At 70.5% G+C, this 17,452-nt stretch carries 18 protein-coding genes and 1 tRNA gene; 14 read left to right on the forward strand and 5 right to left on the reverse strand.

Annotation, left to right across the window (positions count from 1 at the left end; translation table 11 throughout):
- Positions 1-48 precede the first annotated feature (48 nt).
- Positions 49-125 (forward strand) — tRNA-Thr (locus FHR82_RS16815).
- 55 nt (positions 126-180) lie between these two features.
- Here FHR82_RS16815 and FHR82_RS16820 read toward each other — a convergent pair.
- Positions 181-711, reverse strand: coding sequence for an HD domain-containing protein (locus FHR82_RS16820; protein ID WP_184811298.1), 531 nt, complete (start codon positions 709-711; stop codon positions 181-183).
- A gap of 22 nt (positions 712-733) precedes the next feature.
- Between FHR82_RS16820 and FHR82_RS16825 the strand changes: the two genes are divergently transcribed.
- Both FHR82_RS16825 and FHR82_RS16830 read left to right on the forward strand, forming a co-directional pair.
- A complete protein-coding gene (locus tag FHR82_RS16825) occupies positions 734-1,786 on the forward strand; it encodes a threonine aldolase family protein (protein WP_184811299.1) in 1,053 nt (350 codons plus the stop codon).
- A 20-nt stretch (positions 1,787-1,806) separates the two neighbouring features.
- A complete protein-coding gene (locus tag FHR82_RS16830; protein ID WP_184811300.1) occupies positions 1,807-2,325 on the forward strand; it encodes a gamma carbonic anhydrase family protein in 519 nt (172 codons plus the stop codon).
- Here FHR82_RS16830 and FHR82_RS16835 read toward each other — a convergent pair.
- Together FHR82_RS16835 and FHR82_RS16840 are read right to left on the reverse strand one after the other, a co-directional pair.
- On the reverse strand, positions 2,322-3,089 hold the full coding sequence (locus FHR82_RS16835) for a GNAT family N-acetyltransferase (RefSeq protein WP_184811301.1): 768 nt from the start codon (positions 3,087-3,089) through the stop codon (positions 2,322-2,324). The two genes, FHR82_RS16830 and FHR82_RS16835, sit on opposite strands and share 4 nt — an antisense overlap.
- A gap of 42 nt (positions 3,090-3,131) precedes the next feature.
- On the reverse strand, positions 3,132-3,899 hold the full coding sequence (locus tag FHR82_RS16840; RefSeq protein WP_184811302.1) for a class I SAM-dependent methyltransferase: 768 nt from the start codon (positions 3,897-3,899) through the stop codon (positions 3,132-3,134).
- 73 nt (positions 3,900-3,972) lie between these two features.
- Between FHR82_RS16840 and FHR82_RS16845 the strand changes: the two genes are divergently transcribed.
- The 4 genes from FHR82_RS16845 to glyA all read left to right on the forward strand — a co-directional run bounded on the left by FHR82_RS16845 (position 3,973) and on the right by glyA (position 6,768).
- Positions 3,973-4,398, forward strand: a complete 426-nt coding sequence (locus FHR82_RS16845; RefSeq protein ID WP_184811303.1) for an uL11 family ribosomal protein — start codon at positions 3,973-3,975, stop codon at positions 4,396-4,398.
- Between the two features lie 5 nt (positions 4,399-4,403).
- Entirely contained in the window at positions 4,404-4,778 is a 375-nt protein-coding gene (locus tag FHR82_RS16850) for a CGNR zinc finger domain-containing protein (protein ID WP_184811304.1), read from the forward strand.
- 259 nt (positions 4,779-5,037) lie between these two features.
- Positions 5,038-5,469, forward strand: a complete 432-nt coding sequence (locus tag FHR82_RS16855; protein ID WP_184811305.1) for an HIT domain-containing protein — start codon at positions 5,038-5,040, stop codon at positions 5,467-5,469.
- 36 nt (positions 5,470-5,505) lie between these two features.
- A complete protein-coding gene (gene glyA / locus FHR82_RS16860; protein ID WP_184811306.1) occupies positions 5,506-6,768 on the forward strand; it encodes a serine hydroxymethyltransferase in 1,263 nt (420 codons plus the stop codon).
- A gap of 61 nt (positions 6,769-6,829) precedes the next feature.
- Here glyA and FHR82_RS16865 read toward each other — a convergent pair whose 3' ends face one another.
- Positions 6,830-8,392: a glycoside hydrolase family 10-like protein gene (locus tag FHR82_RS16865; RefSeq protein WP_184811307.1), complete on the reverse strand. Its 1,563-nt coding sequence runs from the start codon at positions 8,390-8,392 to the stop codon at positions 6,830-6,832.
- Positions 8,393-8,636: 244 nt separating this feature from the next.
- Between FHR82_RS16865 and FHR82_RS16870 the strand changes: the two genes are divergently transcribed.
- Positions 8,637-9,167 carry a MarR family winged helix-turn-helix transcriptional regulator gene (locus FHR82_RS16870; RefSeq protein ID WP_184811308.1) on the forward strand — a complete coding sequence of 177 codons (531 nt, stop codon included), beginning with the start codon at positions 8,637-8,639 and terminating at the stop codon, positions 9,165-9,167.
- Entirely contained in the window at positions 9,168-10,838 is a 1,671-nt protein-coding gene (locus FHR82_RS16875; RefSeq protein WP_184811309.1) for an MDR family MFS transporter, read from the forward strand.
- 111 nt (positions 10,839-10,949) lie between these two features.
- On the opposite strand, the gene FHR82_RS16880 is transcribed toward FHR82_RS16875, so the two are convergent.
- Positions 10,950-11,450: an inorganic diphosphatase gene (locus FHR82_RS16880; RefSeq protein WP_184811310.1), complete on the reverse strand. Its 501-nt coding sequence runs from the start codon at positions 11,448-11,450 to the stop codon at positions 10,950-10,952.
- Between the two features lie 79 nt (positions 11,451-11,529).
- Between FHR82_RS16880 and dacB the strand changes: the two genes are divergently transcribed.
- Genes dacB through FHR82_RS16905 form a run of 5 tightly spaced genes read left to right on the forward strand, consistent with a single transcriptional unit; the run spans position 11,530 to position 17,411 of the window.
- On the forward strand, positions 11,530-14,025 hold the full coding sequence (dacB, locus tag FHR82_RS47445; RefSeq protein WP_184811311.1) for a D-alanyl-D-alanine carboxypeptidase/D-alanyl-D-alanine endopeptidase: 2,496 nt from the start codon (positions 11,530-11,532) through the stop codon (positions 14,023-14,025).
- Between the two features lie 47 nt (positions 14,026-14,072).
- The gene (locus tag FHR82_RS16890; protein ID WP_184811312.1) at positions 14,073-15,149 is read left to right on the forward strand and encodes an Rv3626c family coenzyme F420 biosynthesis-associated protein; all 1,077 of its coding nucleotides are present in this window, start codon (positions 14,073-14,075) and stop codon (positions 15,147-15,149) included.
- A complete protein-coding gene (gene tilS / locus FHR82_RS16895; protein WP_184811313.1) occupies positions 15,146-16,144 on the forward strand; it encodes a tRNA lysidine(34) synthetase TilS in 999 nt (332 codons plus the stop codon). Before FHR82_RS16890 ends, tilS begins: the two co-directional genes overlap by 4 nt.
- On the forward strand, positions 16,114-16,668 hold the full coding sequence (gene hpt, locus FHR82_RS16900; RefSeq protein WP_184811314.1) for a hypoxanthine phosphoribosyltransferase: 555 nt from the start codon (positions 16,114-16,116) through the stop codon (positions 16,666-16,668). The genes tilS and hpt overlap by 31 nt, the downstream gene beginning before the upstream one ends.
- A complete protein-coding gene (locus FHR82_RS16905; RefSeq protein ID WP_184811315.1) occupies positions 16,665-17,411 on the forward strand; it encodes an ESX secretion-associated protein EspG in 747 nt (248 codons plus the stop codon). Before hpt ends, FHR82_RS16905 begins: the two co-directional genes overlap by 4 nt.
- The last annotated feature ends 41 nt before the right edge of the window (positions 17,412-17,452 follow it).

Here is a 17,452-nt window from a genome sequence, read left to right on the forward strand (position 1 = left end):
AGGTCGTGTGAGGTGACGCCCGGGCGCCGGTTACACTATGACCACGTCGCCGCCTTAGCTCAGTCGGCTAGAGCGGCTCACTCGTAATGAGCAGGTCGTCGGTTCGATTCCGACAGGCGGCTCCAGGTCAGGCCCCGTCCCGAAGCAGTTGGGACGGGGCCTGACATGGTTTCGGGTGCGTCAGGCCAGATAGGCGAATTCCCGCTGCCACGACGCGTACCAGTCCGCGAACCACGGGTGTGCCGACGACAGCGGCACGATCGAGCGGACCGTTTCCGCGTAGTACGAGCGCTGTTTCTCCGGGCGCGGGCGCGGGTGCGTGTCGAGGCGCTGGACGTTGCTCGCCCGGTCCGCGAGTTTCACCAGCAGCGCCTCCCGCGGCGCGTCGCGGAGGCGGTCGAGGTACGCGGCGCGGTCGTCGCCCTTCGTCACCCAGTCGACGAGGGTTGCCACGTCGTCGCCGAAGGTGTCGCGGACCTGCGCCAGTGTGCAGTCGGTGTCCTCGACCACGTCGTGCAGGACCGCGGCGCGGAGCAGCGACGGCGAGGTGACTCCCGCGCCGTACGCCAGAAAGGCCGTGGCCTCCTTCAGGTGTTCGACGTACGGTTCACCCGCGGGGCGCTTCTGGTCGGCGTGCCATCCGGCCGCGAACGTGACCGCGTCGTCGAGACCGGGTGGCCACTCGTCGGCGGCCGAGAAGGTGCGCAACATGCCCCGAGCCTAGGAGCGGTTCATGAGCGGTGTTCAGCGGTCGGTGGCGGCACACGGGCCGACGCGGCGCAGGCCGGCTTTCGTGTTGCGGCGGATGCTCGACGCCGTGTCCGAGGACGCGCTGCCCGGTGACCCGGTCGCGCGGCTGGAGCAGCGGCTCGCCGAGCTGCTCGGGAAGCAGAAGGCGTTGTTCTTCCCCACCGGCACCATGGCCCAGCAGGTCGCGCTGCGCATCCACGCCGAACGGACCGGGCGGACCACCTTCACCGCGCACCCCGCCAACCACCTCGACCTGTGGGAGCAGCGCGGGTACGCCGTCGTCCACGGGCTGCGGTTCCAGCCGGCGGGCTTCCCCGAGCGGCTGCTGACCCGCGAGGACCTCGACGCCGTCAAGGAACCCGTCGGTGCGCTGCTCATCGAGCTGCCACAGCGGGAGATCGGCGGCTTCCTCCCGGCCTGGGACGAGCTGACGGCGCAGGTCGCCTGGGCCCGCGACCGCGGCGCTGCCGTCCACCTCGACGGTGCGCGGCTCTGGGAGTCCCAGCCGTTCTACGACCGGCCGCACGCCGAGATCGCCGGGTTGTTCGACACCGTCTACGTGTCCCTCTACAAAGGACTCGAAGGCGTGCGCGGTGCGGTGCTCGCCGGGGACGAGGCCACGATCGACCACGCCGAGGTGTGGCGGCAGCGGCTCGGCGGCGCCATGCCCGACGCGTGGCCGTTCGCCCTCGCCGCCCTGGTCGGGCTCGACGAGATCCTGCCGAGGATGGCCGCGTTCCGGGACCACGCCGTCGCCATCGCCAAGGCCGTCACCTCCGGCGGTGTCGCCGACGTGCTGCCCGACCCGCCGCACACGCCGATGTTCCACGTCCGCCTGCCGGTGCCCGCCGCCGCGGCCGAGGCGGCGAGCAAGGCACTCGTCGAGGAACAGGGAGTGCACGTGTTCACCCGGGCGCGGCCCGAGTCGTGGCCCGATCGGTGTCGTGTCGAGCTGACGGTCGGTGAGAACGCGATGGGCTTCGCGCCGGACGAGATCGCGGCGCTGTTCGCGGACGTCGTGCGACGGGCTTCGTAGTCGCACATTACGGTGGGCCGGTGCCCCTGTTCTCCTTCGAAGGCAAGTCCCCGGTCGTGCACCCGGACGCGTGGATCGCGCCGACCGCCACGCTCGTCGGTGACGTGACGGTCGAGGCGGACGCGTCCGTCTGGTACGGCGTGGTGATCCGCGCGGACTTCGGCGCGATCGTGATCCGCGAGGGCGCGAACGTGCAGGACAACTCGGTGATCCACGTCGGCAACGGCGTGTGCGAGGTCGGGCCCGGCGCGACCATCGGGCACCTGTGTCTCGTGCACGACTGCACCATCGGCGCGGAAGCGTTGGTGGGCAACGGTTCCACGGTGCTCGACGGTGCCGTGGTCGGTCCGCGCGCGCTGATCGCGGCCGGGTCGACCGTCACACCGGGGACCGAGGTGCCCGGTGAGACCGTGGCCGTCGGGTCACCCGCCAAGACGTTCCTCCCGCTCGTCGGCACGGCCAAGGCGTGGGTGGACCACAACCCGGAGATCTACCGCGAGCTGATGCGCAGGCACCGGGACGGCATCGAACCCGTTTAGGGCAGGGTGTACGGAACGGTCGTCGTGAGGCGCGTGAAGCCGAGCTTCTCCAGGATCGGACGGCTGGTCGGCAGCGCGTCCGTGCGCAGGTAGCGGTAGCCGCGCCCGACGGCGAGCTTCGTGCGGTGGCTCACCAGCGCGCGGTAGATGCCGCGCCCGCGCCACTCGGGGAGCGTGCCGCCGCCCCACAGGCTCGCGAAGTCGGTGCCGATGTGGAAGTCCACGCGCGCCGCGCACACGGCCTCGTCACCGGCGAGCGCGAGCACCGGCGCCACCGCACCGGACGGCAGCCGCTCGCGCATGCTGTCGATCATCGCGGTATGGTCGCCGCCGAACACCCTGTCGTGCACGGCTTTCACCTGCTGTAGACCGTCCTCATCGGACACTGTGACGAGCCGGATGCCGTCCGGGGTGGCGACATCGGGCACGTCGGCGACGTCCGCGACCATCAGCGCCTCCTCCTCGCCCGGCAGGAGACCGGCCTTGAGCAGGCGCTCGGGCAGGTCGGCGGGCTTGTCGTAGGCGTAGTACTTCCACTCGAAGTCGCGCCGGGCCTCGGTGAAGAACCGGACCTGCTCGGCGATCACGGCATCGGCGGTCGTCTCGTCCACATCGGACCACTCGACACCGGACCAGCCGTCCGGCGCGGAGCTCACGCAGCGGATGACCGGGCCGACCCGCTCGAACTGCCCACCGTCCAGCGTGGGCCGGACGACGTTGCGGAGCTGTGCGTCGAACGCCGCGAGCGCGGCCGCCTGATCCATGGCGCGTAGTGGACCACCGGCGGCCGCGCGCGGGCAACCGGGTTACCTGCGTGCGATGGCCAGCAGGTGCGCGGTGGCGCCGACGAGCGCGGGTTCGCGTTCGGTGCGCTCGAGCAGTTCGAGCAGTAGCGCACGCTTGTCCGGGTCGGCGAGCCGGTCGGCGACGTCGGGAATCCACTCCGCCATGCCCTCGACGGGGAGGAGGTCGACGAGCGTGAGGCCCGCGTCCACCACCTCGCTCTCGAGTTCCTCCGGGCGGTGGAAGTAGCAGGTCGTGAAGCCGAACGGGTGGTGCTGGGTGCCGCGACGCGTGCCGGAGGTGAGGTCCTCGCGCAGCATCGGGGTGAACCCGGGGACGTCGACCAGGCCGCGGAGCATGCCTTCGAACATGGGTGACCAGCGGCTGATCGCGGCCGCGACGACCAGGCCCTTGCTGACGCGCCCGGCTTCGGCCAGGGCGCGCACCCGGTCGGCGCGGTCGAGCAGGTGGTAGAGCGGGCCGAGGAGGAGGACGGCGTCGCGGCTGGCGTCGGGTTCGGCCAGCGCGCGGGCGTCTCCCTCGACCGCGTCGATGCCCTTCGCACGCGCGGTGGCCACGTGCCGGGGCACCGGGTCGACGAGCCGGACGTCGTGCCCTTCCTCGGCGAGCCACGTGGCGTAGACGCCGGAGGCACCGCCGACGTCGAGGACAGTCGCGTTCTTCGGCAGGTACCGTTGCAGCAAGGCCTTGGTGCGCAACAGTTCCACGGAGTCGACGAGACGGGTGTCCTCGCCGCCGCGGTCGTAGTACTCGAGTATGTCGGCGTCCATGGACGGACGGTAACCAGGCGCGCACGAGTTCGCACTTGAGTTTCACGTAACGTCAATTCCTAACGTGCTCCCCATGGCACCGAAGAAGAAACAGACGTTCCAGGTCACGCTGGAACTGCCCGCGGGCGACGCGCCGATGGTGGACCTCGGCAAGATGCTGGGGCAGACCGGCGTGAACCTGGTGGAGGTCAAGCGTTCCTACGACGCGAGCACGAGCGGGCAACGCGGTGACGTGGTGCCGGTCGTGGTCACGGTCTTCGAGGACCGTTCGTTCGAGCTGCGCCTGAAGACCCCGCCGACGTCGTTTCTCATCAGGAAGGCGCTGGGCAGCAAGGGATCCGCGCGGCCGGGGCACGACAGGGCGGGTTCGCTGACCCATGAGCAGCTGCGCGCGATCGCGGAACGCAAGCTGCCCGATCTCAACACGACGGACGTGGCGGCGGCGATGCGCACGATCGCGGGTACGGCCCGGTCGATGGGGGTGTCCATAGTGGAATGAAGGTCGTGCCCCCGTTTCGTGCGCTGGACCCCGCGCTGGCGGTGGCGGAGCGGTTGCTGCCGTCGTCGCGGCTGTCCACCGTGGTCCTGTCGTTGCCGGACGAGCGAGCCGCCGCCGCGCGGTTGAACGAGGTGCTGGCCGGGGCCCGCCCGCGGTTGCGGTCCGTCGGTGGGGTGTGGTGCGTGGTCTACGTGGCTGTCGCCCGCCGCGACCCGGAGCTGGTCGTCGCGGCGGGCGGGCTCGCCGCGTTGGTGGCGGTGACGGGCTGGCGGCGGCTGAAGCGCTGCGACACGTGCGGCACCCCGTTCGTGGACCGCACGAACGGCTGCACCCGCCGCTGGTGCACGCCGCACCGCACCAGTCCGCCTCCCCGCGCTTGACAGTGTTGGTCCCGACCCAGCGACACCCTCGGACCGCAGGCGGTTGGTGGCTGGACACGCTCTGGTTGTCCACAGCCGCACCAGTTGTCCACAGTTCGGCCCACAGCCCTTGAATCGTGACCTCCAGCTGATAGACTGGCAAGGCGGGACGCCCCCGGGGCAGGGTGGGGGCTGCCGTACGGGCGGATTCGCGGTCGCGGCAGGTTGTTTCGCATTCGTGCGGGTGAGCGGTGCCGTGCGCTCGGGGTAACGTCCCCGCGTGGCGTGCTACATCTGCGACAAGCACCAGGCCGGTGACGGGGTCATCGCAGCCGACGACCTCATGGTCCTCGGGCACGTGCTGCCCGACCTGGCCGACGGCCCCGTCTACCTCGGCCACCTCGTCGTCGAACCCCGGCGCCACGTCCAGGGCCTCGCCGATCTCACCCCCGACGAAGCCGCGGCCCTCGGCCGGTGGGCGGCGGCAGCCGCACACGCGCTCCAGGCCGAGCACGTCTACTCGTCGATCGTGGGGCACCGGATCGACCACCTGCACCTGCACCTCGTCCCGCGGTACCCGGGCACGCCACGGGACTACTGGTGGCCCCGGCTCGACGAGTGGCCGGCCGCGCCGCGCGGCGGGAACGCCGAGGTCACCCAGCTCGTGGCACAGATCCGGGCGCGGCTCGATGCACCCGGCCACGACAGATAGTGTCGTCGCGGCACCGACCACCATGGAGGCACGACCATGCACCAGCCGGCGATCCCGCACCTTGCCGCCGCCGATCCCGACATCGCCCAGCTCGTCGAAGGCGAGGCTGCGCGTCAGTTCGAGAAGGTGCGTCTCATCGCGTCGGAGAACTACGTCTCCACCGCCGTACTCGAGGCCACCGGCTCGGTTCTGACCAACAAGTACTCCGAGGGCTACGCGGGCAAGCGCTACTACGAGGGCCAGCAGTTCATCGACCAGGTCGAGACGCTCGCCATCGAGCGCGCCAAGGCCGTCTTCGGCGTCGACCACGCCAACGTGCAGCCCTACTCCGGCTCCCCGGCCAACCTCGCCGTCTACCTGGCGCTCGCGGCGCCCGGCGACACCGTCATGGGCATGGCGCTCCCCGCGGGCGGCCACCTCACGCACGGCTGGTCCGTCTCCGCCACCGGCAAGTGGTTCCGCGCGGTCCAGTACGGCGTGCGCAAGGACACCGGCCGCGTCGACATGGACGAGGTGCGCGACCTCGCGCGCGCCGAGCGGCCGAAGCTGATCTTCTGCGGTGGCACCGCCATCCCGCGCACCATCGACTTCCCGGCGTTCGCGGAGATCGCCGCCGAGGTCGGCGCGGTCCTGGTCGCCGACATCGCGCACATCGCGGGCCTCGTCGCCGGTGGCGCGCACCCGTCGCCGGTCGGGCACGCGCAGATCATCTCGACCACCACGCACAAGACGCTGCGTGGCCCGCGTGGCGCGATGCTCATGTCCGACGCCGAGCACGCCAAGGCGCTCGACAAGGCCGTCTTCCCCGGTCTGCAGGGCGGCCCGCACAACCACACCACCGCGGGCATCGCCGTCGCGCTGGCCGAGGCCGCGCGGCCGGAGTTCCGCGAGTACGCCGCCGGTGTCGTCGCCAACGCCAAGGCACTCGCCGAGGCGCTGACGGCGCGCGGTTTCGACCTCGTGTCCGGTGGCACCGACAACCACCTGATCCTGATGGACGTCACCGGCAAGGGCACCGCGGGCAAGCCGCTCGCCAAGGCCCTCGACCGGGCCGGGATCGAGCTGAACTACAACACCGTGCCGTTCGACCCGCGCAAGCCGTTCGACCCGTCCGGCCTGCGCCTGGGCACCGGCGCGATCACCACCCGCGGCCTGGGCACCGAGCAGATGCCGCAGATCGCCGAGTGGATCGACCGCACGGCGACGGCCGCGAACGACGGCGACGAGACCGCCATCGCGACCATCGCCGCCGAGGTCAAGGAACTGCTGTCCGCCTACCCGATGCCGGGCTGGGCCTAGGAGCCATGCCCTGAACGACGCTTTCGGGACACTCGGCGTCCCGAAAGCGCCGTTCGGGGCATCAGGCCTTCGTGAACCGTGGCTGGCTGGCGCGGCTCTCGTTGTGCGAGCGGTCCAGCGCCGTCACCACGTACGTGTACCGCTGGCCCGGCACGGCCGTCGTGTCGGTGAACGACTGCAGCACACCCCGCTTCGCCCGCACCGACCCGACCAGGTGCGTCGCGTCCGCGATGTCACAGCGGCCGACGAGGTCGTGCCCGTCCAACCGGTAGACGCCGTACGAGGTCGCGCCGTTCGCGAGCCACCGCACCCGCACACCGTCGGCCGTCCGTGACGCGTCCGCCATCAACGGCGCCGAGGGACCACGTGCCGCCAGCCGGTCCGCGGTCGGTGCGAACGCGGGCTGGGAGTAGTGGTCCTCCTTCACGATCGTCATGTGCTGCAAGCGGTTCGCGCGCACCTGCACGGCCGAGAAGTAGACGTCGCCTTCCACTTCCGGGTAGTCCTGGTTGAACGTGAGCTGGCGGCTCATCTCGTTCGGGTCCTGCCACGGCGCAGGCTGTGCCGGGTTCGCGACCTTGTGGTTGGCGTGCCCGATGTACAGGTTCACGTCCGTCCCGGCCACGATGTCCGACCACCACGGCACGAGCTTCGCGTAGTCGGCGACCGCGAACCCGATGTTCCAGTACACCTGCGGCGTGATGTAGTCGATCCACTCCTCGCGCACCCACTTGACCGTGTCCGCGTACAGGTCGTCGTAGGTCTGCACGCCGCCCTGCGTCGGCGAGCCCGCCGGGTCGGTCGAGGAGTTGCGCCAGATCGCGAACGGGCTGATGCCGAACTGCACCCAGGGCTTCGCCGACCGGATCTGTCCCGACAGCTCGGAGATGAGCAGGTCGACGTTCTTGCGCCGCCAGTCCGCGAGCGACAGGCCGTTGCCGTACTCGGCATAGGTCGCCGCGTCGCCGAAGACCTGCCCGGCCACCGGGTACGGGTAGAAGTAGTCGTCGAAGTGGACCGCGTCCATGTCGTACTTGCGGACCGCGTCCATGATCGCGTCGATCGTGAACTCGCGGACCTCGGGAATGCCCGGGTTGTAGTACAGCTTGCCGCCGTAGGGCAGCACCCAGTCCGGGTGCACGCGTGCGGGGTGCGTCGGCACGAGCGCGTTGACGTCGGTGCCCATCGACACGCGGTACGGGTTGAACCAGCCGTGGAACTCGAGGTTGCGCTTGTGCGCCTCCTCGACCGCGAAGGCCAGCGGGTCGTAGCCGGGGTCCTGGCCCTGCGTGCCGGTGAGCCAGTGCGACCACGGCTCGAACGGCGACGGCCAGAACGCGTCCGCGGTCGGCCGGACCTGCACGACCACCGCGTTGAGGCCCAGCGCGACGGCCTCGTCGTACCAGCGGACCAGCTCGGCCTTCTGCTGGTCCGCGGTGAGGCCGCGGGCGGAGGGCCAGTCGATGTTGGCGACGCTCGCGATCCACTCGGCACGCAGCTGCTGCTTGGCCGCCGCCGGATCGGGTGCGCACTTGGTCACGGGCTCGGCGGTCGCGACCGGAGCCGCGGCGGCGAGCGAGAAGGCGGTGGCGGCCGCGAGGACCATCGCAAGGAGTCGACGCATTGGAGCAGTTTGTCGCCTGCGCCACACTTGTGCCAACCGTGAGAATGTAACGAGTTGCGCTCGTCCGCCGCGTGATGTTCACCGCCGGGTACGTCCCACATGTCCACTTGTGGAAGTTTGTGCAGGTCAGCAGAGGTGCCCTGGGATCGGCGTCACACCTTATCCGCTTGCCTGCGCAGTTGGACGAAGCGCATGCTTGTATCGACCAACTAATTGGGTGATGCAAGCAATAGGAGGACGGGTCGTGGTCGTTGCGGGGACCGACTCCGAGCCGGCCGTGCTGACCGAGGAGCAGATCGAGGCGGGCCGCAGGCTCGCGAGCGCGATCTTCGGCATCGGCAAGCAGCAGGCGACGCTCGGTCACAAGATGAGCAAGGCCGGTGTCGACCGGTCGACCATTCTGCTGCTGAAGACCCTCGTGCACCAGGGTCCGAGCCGGTCGAGCGCGCTGGCGGCGGCGATCCACTCGGATCCGTCGACGGTCAGCAGGCAGATCGCCGCGATGGTGCGGGACGGTCTGGTGGAGCGGATGGCCGACCCGGAGGACGGCAGGGCGAGCGTGCTCGCCCCGACCGAGGCGGGGAAGGCACTCCTGGAAGAGCAGCGCAGGCGGCTGGGCCTGGCGCTGGCTCGCGTAGTACAGCAGTGGGCGCCCGAGGACGTGGACAGGTTCCTCGATCTGCTCGAACGGTTCGTGACCGATCACGAGCGCCAGCTGCCCACGATGATCAACGAATGTGTGGCCTTCGCCGCGCGTTCCGAAGGGGAGAAGTAGATGTCCGAGTCAACCTCGCGCACTGTGCCCGAGGTGCAGGGGGAGCGGGGCGGCGTCCTGTCGCACCGCCAGATCATGACGATTCTCGCCGGGCTGCTGCTCGGCATGCTGCTGGCCGCCCTCGACATGACGATCATGGGCTCGGCGACCAAGACGATCGCCGACCAGCTGCACGGCCAGACCATCCAGGCGTGGGTCACCACCGCGTACCTCATCACGTCGACGATCTCGACGCCGTTGTACGGCAAGCTGTCCGACATCCTCGGCCGCAAGCCGATGTACCTGACCGCGATCACGCTGTTCCTGGCCGGCTCCGTGCTGTCGGCGATGGCGACCTCGATGTACGAGCTGGCCGCGTTCCGCGCGGTCCAGGGCCTCGGTGCCGGTGGTCTGATGTCGCTGGCGCTCGCGATCCTCGCCGACCTCGTGTCGCCACGGGAACGCAGCAAGTACCAGGGCTACTTCATGGCGGTCTGGGGCACGTCCAGCGTCCTCGGGCCGGTGATCGGCGGGTTCTTCGCCGGGGCGGGCACGATCTTCGGCGTCGACGGCTGGCGCTGGGTGTTCCTCGTGAACGTGCCGCTCGGCATCGTCGCGCTGTTCGTGGTCGCGCGGTTCCTGAACGTGCCGCACGCCAGGGTGAACCACCGCGTCGACTACTGGGGCGCGGCCGCGCTCACCGTCATGCTGGTGCCGCTGCTGATCGTGGCCGAGCAGGGCCGGGTGTGGGGCTGGGACTCCGGCGCCGCGTGGGCGATGTACGGCCTCGGCGTCGTCGGACTGGTCGCGTTCGTGTTCGTGGAGCGGCTGATGGGCGACGAGGCACTGCTGCCGCTGCGGTTGTTCCGCAGGCCGGTGTTCTCGCTGACCAACATCATCAACTTCGTGATGGGTATCGGCATGTTCGGCATGATGATGTCGCTGCCGCTGTACCTGCAGATCGTGAAGGGCGCGACGCCGACCGAGTCGGGTCTGCAGACCCTGCCGATGACCGCGGGCATCCTCGTGGCGTCGATGGGTTCCGGCATCCTGATCTCGAAGACGGGGCGCTACAAGCGGTTCCCGATCGCGGGCCTGTTCATCGTGTCGGTGTCGATGTTCCTGTTCGCGCAGATCGGCGTGGACACCCCGCTCGTCTCGACCATGCTGATCATGGGCCTGGCGGGCCTGGGTCTCGGCCTGTGCATGCAGACCCTGATCCTGGCGATCCAGAACGACGTGCCCGCCAAGGACATGGGTGTCGCGACCTCGTCGGCGACGTTCTTCCGGTCCATCGGCGGCACCGTCGGTACCGCGGTGTTCCTGTCGATCCTGTTCGGCCTGGTCGGCGAGAAGATCGCGGGCGCGTTCACCGCCGTGCGGACCGACCCGGCGTTCCTCGCCGCGGCCGGTCAGAACCCGGAGTTCGCGAAGATGCTCCAGGGTGGCGGCGGCGGTCTCGACCTGAACAACACCGAGTTCCTGAACAGCCTCGACCCGACACTGGCCAGGCCGATCCTGACCGGCTTCGCCGAGTCGATCGACACGGTGTTCATGGTCGGCGGGTTCGTGACGCTGGTGGCGTTCGTGCTGATGTGGTTCCTCAAGGAGACCCCGCTGTCCGACAAGTCGGGCATCCAGCGGGTCGCCGACGACGAGGCAGCGGCGGCCGCTCCGGCGATCGCACACTGACCCGGGGAGGTGAGGGCCCCGCGCACTCAGGGGGTGCGCGGGGCCTGCCTCTTCGTCACGTCCCGTGGATCTTCGTGCTGAGGTCCGCGCCTGGTCAGCAGACGGACCAGCCTAGTGCGGGTAGACGCCGCCCGCGTCCTTGAGCCGCTGGTAGGAGCGGACGATCTCCTTCTCCGCCTCGTCGCGGCCCACCCAGGTGGCGCCCTCGACGCTCTTGCCCGGCTCCAGGTCCTTGTAGACCTCGAAGAAGTGCTGGATCTCCAGCCGGTGGTACTCGGCGAGGTGGTGGATGTCGCGCAGGTGCTCGGTCCTCGGGTCCTCCGCGGGCACGCACAGCACCTTGTCGTCGCCGCCCTTCTCGTCGGTCATGCGGAACATGCCGATGGCCCTGGCCTTGATCAGGCAGCCGGGGAACGTCGGCTCCTGGACGAGCACCAGCGCGTCGAGCGGGTCACTGTCCTCGCCGAGGGTGTTCTCCACGAAGCCGTAGTCGGCCGGGTACTGGGTGGCCGTGAACAGGGTCCTGTCCAGGCGGATCCGGCCGGTGACGTGATCCAGTTCGTACTTGTTGCGCACGCCTTTGGGGATTTCGATCGTGACGTCGAACTCCACGGTTTTCCTCGCTCAAATCGGCTCGTGTCTGGGTGCCATCTAGTGTGGACCACTGCTGGTTACCGATTGGGGAGGGCACGTGCCGCAGTCCGGGGATGGGGACCTCTGGCCGACGACCGACGACGACTCCTCGTCGGCCCGGGCCAAGGACGCGGAAACCCACGAGTTGCCGGTCCCTGACCAGCAGAAAGAGCCAGCTGAGCAGGCGGAGTCGCAGCCTGCGCCCGCCGAGGACGCCGACAGCGAGCCGGACACCGAGGCCCCGGAGACCGCCGGCGAGGGGCGTGACGAACCGCACGCCCGACCTGAGCAGCAGATCACCCAACCGGTGTCGTGGCCGGTGGCTGATCTGGAAAGACAGGCGGCAGAGGACCCGGTCAGATCTTTCTCCCGCCCACTCCCCAAATCGGCGGACGCGAAGACCGCCATCGTGAAACGCCCCGCCTGGCCGCCTTCGAACGAGGAAAAGGCCACTCCGGACGCGGCGCAGGCCGAGTCGGAGCAGGCGAGCACCGACAAGGACACGGACACGAGCGCGGAGGGCCTCGGCCGGCCGAGGAGTACCGGCGGCGACTCCCAGCGCGACGCACCGAGTGCCGGCGGCTCCGACGAGCCCGGCCCTGGCCGGCAGGAGACCCAGGGTGCCGCGGCGGGTGCTTCCCGGCCCAGCGCCGGTGACGACGAGCGGACCGGGCGCCAGCAGAGCAGCGAACCGGGCCCCCGGCCCGCCAACGGCGTGCGCAACGAACCCGGCGGCGGTGCGGGTGACCGCCGTGAAGAAGGCGCGCGACGCAGGCCGGAGGACGCCCCGACCAGCTTCGTCCGCCCGGTCAGTCCGCCGCCCCGGAAGGAATCCGCCCCGCCGAGCTTCCTCCGCCCGGACAACCGCCAGGAGAACCGTCCGCACAACCGCCAGGACACCCGGCCGGACAACAACGAAACGAGCTTCGTCCGCCGCCAGGAGCCCCCGAGCTTCGTCCGCGCGGACAACTCCGCCACCACCTTCATCCGGCGCGACAAGAGCTTCACCGACAGCACCACCGTCAACCTGAGCCGCCCGGAGCGCCCGGAGCCCGACCGCCGCGCCGACTGGCCACCTCCGGAGCCGGCCCGCGCCGCACCCCGGCGCGTCGGCGCGCACCCGGAAGCCGACGAACCGGAATCCGAGCAGGAGCAGACGAAGACCAGGAAACCCCTGCTGATCGCGGCCATCTCGATCGCGGCCGTCATCGCGATCGCCGCGGGCGTGGTCTTCGGCATCCCCGGTGTGTCCGACAAGCTCGGCCTGACCGGCGAGGACCCGGTCGCGATCGCCCCGCCACCGTCGCCGGTCAGCTACACCCCGGCGCTGCACGGCCCCGACGCCGCCACCCCCGGCCCCACCCGGCAGGGCGTCGAGCAGGCACTGTCCGGCCCCATGGCCAGCTCGGCTCTCGGCAACGTCAACGGCATCGTCATCGACCCGGCCACCGGCGAGACGCTGTACGAGAAGAACGCGGACGGCGCGACCACCCCCGCCTCCACCGGCAAGATCCTCACCGCCGCGGCGGCGCTGCTCAGCCTGGACCCGACGGAACAGCTGGCCACCATGGTCGTCGAGGGCGACCAGCCCGGCGAGGTGATCATCGTCGGCGGCGGCGACCCGACGATCTCCTCGCTGCCGGTCGGCGAGGAGTCGATCTACCCGGGTGCGGCGCACCTCTCCGAGCTGGTCGACCAGGTCAAGGCCAGTGGCGCGCAGGTCCAGACCGTCTACATCGACCAGAGCCGCTACGCCGCGCCGGGACTCGCGCCGAGCTGGCTGCCCGCCGACATCGGCGCGGGCTACATCGCGCCGATCGTGCCCGCCATGCTCGACGGCGACCGGCAGGGCGACCCGACGGAGAACTACGTGGCCCGCACGACCGACCCCGGCGCCACGCTGGTCGACGAGTTCGCCGACCGCATCGGCGCGTCCCCGGCCGGTTCGATCGAGAAGAAGGCCGCCGCGGACGCGAAGGTGCTCGGCGAGATCAGGTCCGCGCCGGTCACGCAGCTCGTCGACAACATGCTGAACCGCTCGGAGAACACCCTCGCCGACGTCCTCGCCCGCGAGGTCGCGGTCAAGGCGGGCGAGGAGCCGAACTTCGACGGCGCGAGCAAGGCGATGCTGGACATCCTGCGCGAGAACGGTTTCGTCGTCGACGGTGTGACGTTGCGCGACGGCAGCGGCATGTCCGAGGAGAACAAGATGACCGCGCGCCTGCTCGCCGAGGTCCTCGCGGTCGCGGCCAGCCCGGACGGCAAGGACCCGCGCACCGCGAAGCTGCGCCCGCTGCTCGGCGGCCTGCCCGTCGCGGGCGGCAGCGGCACCCTCGCCGACCGGTACACCGAGGGCGAGTCGGCCGCGGGCAAGGGCTGGGTGCGTGCCAAGACCGGTTCGCTGACCGGCATCAACTCGCTCGCGGGGATCGTGCTGGACAAGGACAACCGGCCGCTGGTGTTCGCGTTCCTGACGAGCGGCACGGTGTCGACGTCCGCGCGGCCCGCACTGGACAACGTGACCGCGGCGTTGCGGGGTTGTGGCTGTCAGTAGTGCCATCGACACGGACGTTTCACGTCCGGTCGGGTAGCGTCGATGTCATGAGCGCGGCGGCTGACCAGGAGAACGAGACCAGGTCCCCGGTGGACTGGGGCATCGCTGTGGCCACCGCACACAAGCTGATCAAACCGGGCCCGGCAGTGCCGATGGAAGAGGCGGAGCAGGCCGTCGCGCAACTGCGCGACGCGACCGACGTCGCCGAGAACCACGTGCGCGAGCTGACCGGCCTCGGGCTGGACCTGCCGCTGCACCCCGGCGAGGTCGTCGACCGGCGCCGGTGGGTCGAGGCCGCGGCGGAGGGCCTCGCCGCGCTGACCGACGGCGCCCTGCCTTCCGGCCAGAACCGCCCGATGGGTGGCGTGCTCGCGGGCAGCGCCGGCGTCCAGGCCGGCATGGTGCTGGCGTTCCTCGGCGGCCGCGTGCTCGGCCAATACGACCCGTTCGGCGGCGACCCGCAGGGCGGCAGGCTGTTGCTGGTGGCGCCGAACATCATGGCCGCCCAGCGCGCGCTCGACGTGCCCGACGAGGACTTCCAGATGTGGGTGTGCCTGCACGAGTGCACGCACCGGCTGCAGTTCACGGCGGTGCCGTGGCTGCGCGACTACTTCGCAGGCGAGGTCGCGTCGTTCCTGTCCGGACTGGACGAGACGGCGACCGGCGCGCTCACGCGGCTGCCGGAGATCCTCAAGCAGATCCGCAACCGCGCCGACGACTCCGACGCCAGCCCCGGCCCCATCGGGCTGATGGAGGTGCTGCAGTCGCCGCGGCAGCGCGAGGTGTTCGACCGCCTGATCGCGCTGTCGACGCTGCTGGAGGGGCACGCGGACCACGTGATGGACGCGGTCGGCCCGTCCGTCGTGCCGAGCGTGTCGACGATCCGTGCCCGGTTCACGCAGCGCCGCCGCGGCGGCGGGGTGCTCGACCGGCTCCTGCGGTCGCTGCTCGGGGTGGACGCGAAGGTCAAGCAGTACGCGGCCGGTGCCGCGTTCACCAGGTACGTCGTGGACGAGGTCGGCATGACCGGCTTCAACCGCGTGTGGGAGTCGCCCGAGACGGTGCCGCTGCGGGCGGAGATCTCCGACCCGGCGACGTGGGTGCGGCGCGTCCACGGCCGGTGACCCGGTTCGCGCCGGTCGCCCGCACCCGGCAGGCGGTGCGGCAGCTGCTCGACAAGGCAGGCCCGGTGTCCGATGTGGGCGTCGCGGTGTCGGGTGGTGCGGACTCGCTGGCGCTGGCCGCGGCCAGCGCGTACGTCGCCGCCCGGCGTGACCTCGTGGTCCACGGGCTGATCGTCGACCACCAGCTGCAGGAGGGCTCCGCGGAGGTCGCGGCGGCCGCGGCGAAACAGCTGCACGGCCTCGGCTTCGAGGACGTCCGCGTGCTGACGGTGTCGGTGACCGGCCGCGGCGGCCCGGAGGCGGCGGCCAGGTCGGCGAGGTACCAGGCGCTGCGTTCCGCGGGTTTTCCGTTGGTACTGCTGGGACACACGCAGGACGACCAGGCCGAGACGGTGCTGCTCGGCCTCGGCCGCGGTTCCGGCCCGCGCTCGGTCGCGGGCATGCGCGACCTGGACTTCCCTTGGGGACGCCCGTTTTTGTCGGTGCCCCGTGCTACCACTGTCGCAGCGTGCGCGGAGCTGGGTCTGACCGTGTGGGACGACCCCCACAACGTCGATCCGGCCTACACGAGGGTGCGGCTGAGGAGGGAGGTGCTGCCGCTGCTGGAGGACGTGCTGCAGGGCGGGGTGGCGCCCGCGTTGGCGCGGACCGCGGCGCAGCTGCGTGACGACACTGAGGCCTTGGACACACTCGCGGCCCGGCTCCTGGAGTCGGCGCGCGCCGAGGGGGAGCTGGCGGTGCCGGTGCTGGCGGCGGAACCGGCGGCGCTGCGGCGCAGGGCGCTGCGCAGGTGGCTCCTCGATGCCGGCGTGCCTGAACTGACCGACGCGCACCTGCGCTCGGCGGACGCGCTGATCGGTGAGTGGCGGGGTCAGGGCGCTGTCTGGTTACCCGGCAACTTTGCGGTGAGCCGGGCCCGTGGCAGGCTTCGGGTAACCGCGTGGGAGCCAGGAGAGGGGACCGGGTGTACGGCGACGACATCGCCTCCGTCTTGATCACCGAGCAGCAGATCCAGGACAAGATCAAAGAACTCGCGAAGCAGGTGGCCGACGACTACCCGGAGCGTGGCGACCGCGGTGACCTGCTGCTGGTCGGCGTGCTCAAGGGGGCGGTCATGTTCATGACCGACTTCGCCAGGGCGCTGCCGGTGCCGGTGCAGATGGAGTTCATGGCGGTCAGCTCCTACGGGTCGTCGACCTCGTCCTCCGGCGTGGTCCGCATCCTGAAGGATCTCGACCGCGACATCGCGAACCGGCACGTGGTGATCGTCGAGGACATCATCGACTCTGGCCTGACGCTGAGCTGGCTGCTGAAGAACCTGGCGTCCCGCAACCCGGCGTCGCTGGAGGTCTGCACGCTGCTCCGCAAGCCGGACGCCGTGAAGGTCGAGGTCCCGGTCAAGTACGTGGGCTTCGAGATCCCGAACGAGTTCGTGGTCGGCTACGGCCTGGACTACGCGGAGCGGTACCGGGACCTCCCGCACATCGGCACGCTGGACCCGAAGGTCTATTCGTCGTGACGCAGTTCCTCACGCCGGTGGCCCTGGACTTCCTGTGGGAGTCCGTGGCCGCAGGCGAACTGCCGTACCCGCTGGAAGCCAAGTCGCACGGCGAGACGATGGACCAGCGCGGCCTGCTGCGCCACCGCGTCTTCGAGGACCTGCGCGCCCAGCGGTTGATGGACCCCCAGGGCCGCCTGGCCCCGCACGTCGAGGACTGGCTGACCCTGCTGGCACGGGGCACGCACAGCGTGGACGCCGTCTTCGAGGGAGTGTCGGCCCTGTCCACAGGCGACGGCCACAGAGCACTGCTGGCGACACAGACCGGCCAAGGCCTGAGCCTGCGAGCCATAGACCCGAGCGCCGTGGTGTCGTCGGTGGTGGCACTGCTGCCCCCGAGCCGCCGCGGCTCGGAACAGTCGATCACCATCCCGGCCGCGGACCTGACCGCCATGGCCAAGGGCAGACCCGCCGGCCGGACCACCACGGATCGCCAGGTCCTGAAAGCACTGTCCGAACAGCCCAAACTGCGGGCAGGCCAACTGGCGGTCAACACCCGCAACCCCATGGGCGGCCGCACACGCTCCCCGGTCGTGTCGTGGTTCGACACGGAGACGGGCCGCTACCTGACCTACACGAGGAAGGGCGTCGACGGCACGGACTGGATCACCATCGCCCCGGCCGACGCGGCAACCCTCCGCCACCACCTGGGCGAACTGCTGACCAAGGCCACCCCGGCCGCTGAGGGTCCTCATCGCAGGTGACGGGTGGCCCTTTGTGCTGATTGCGTCCCCGTGTGTGATCC

This window comes from Actinophytocola algeriensis (assembly GCF_014203735.1).
Classification (GTDB): domain Bacteria; phylum Actinomycetota; class Actinomycetes; order Mycobacteriales; family Pseudonocardiaceae; genus Actinophytocola; species Actinophytocola algeriensis.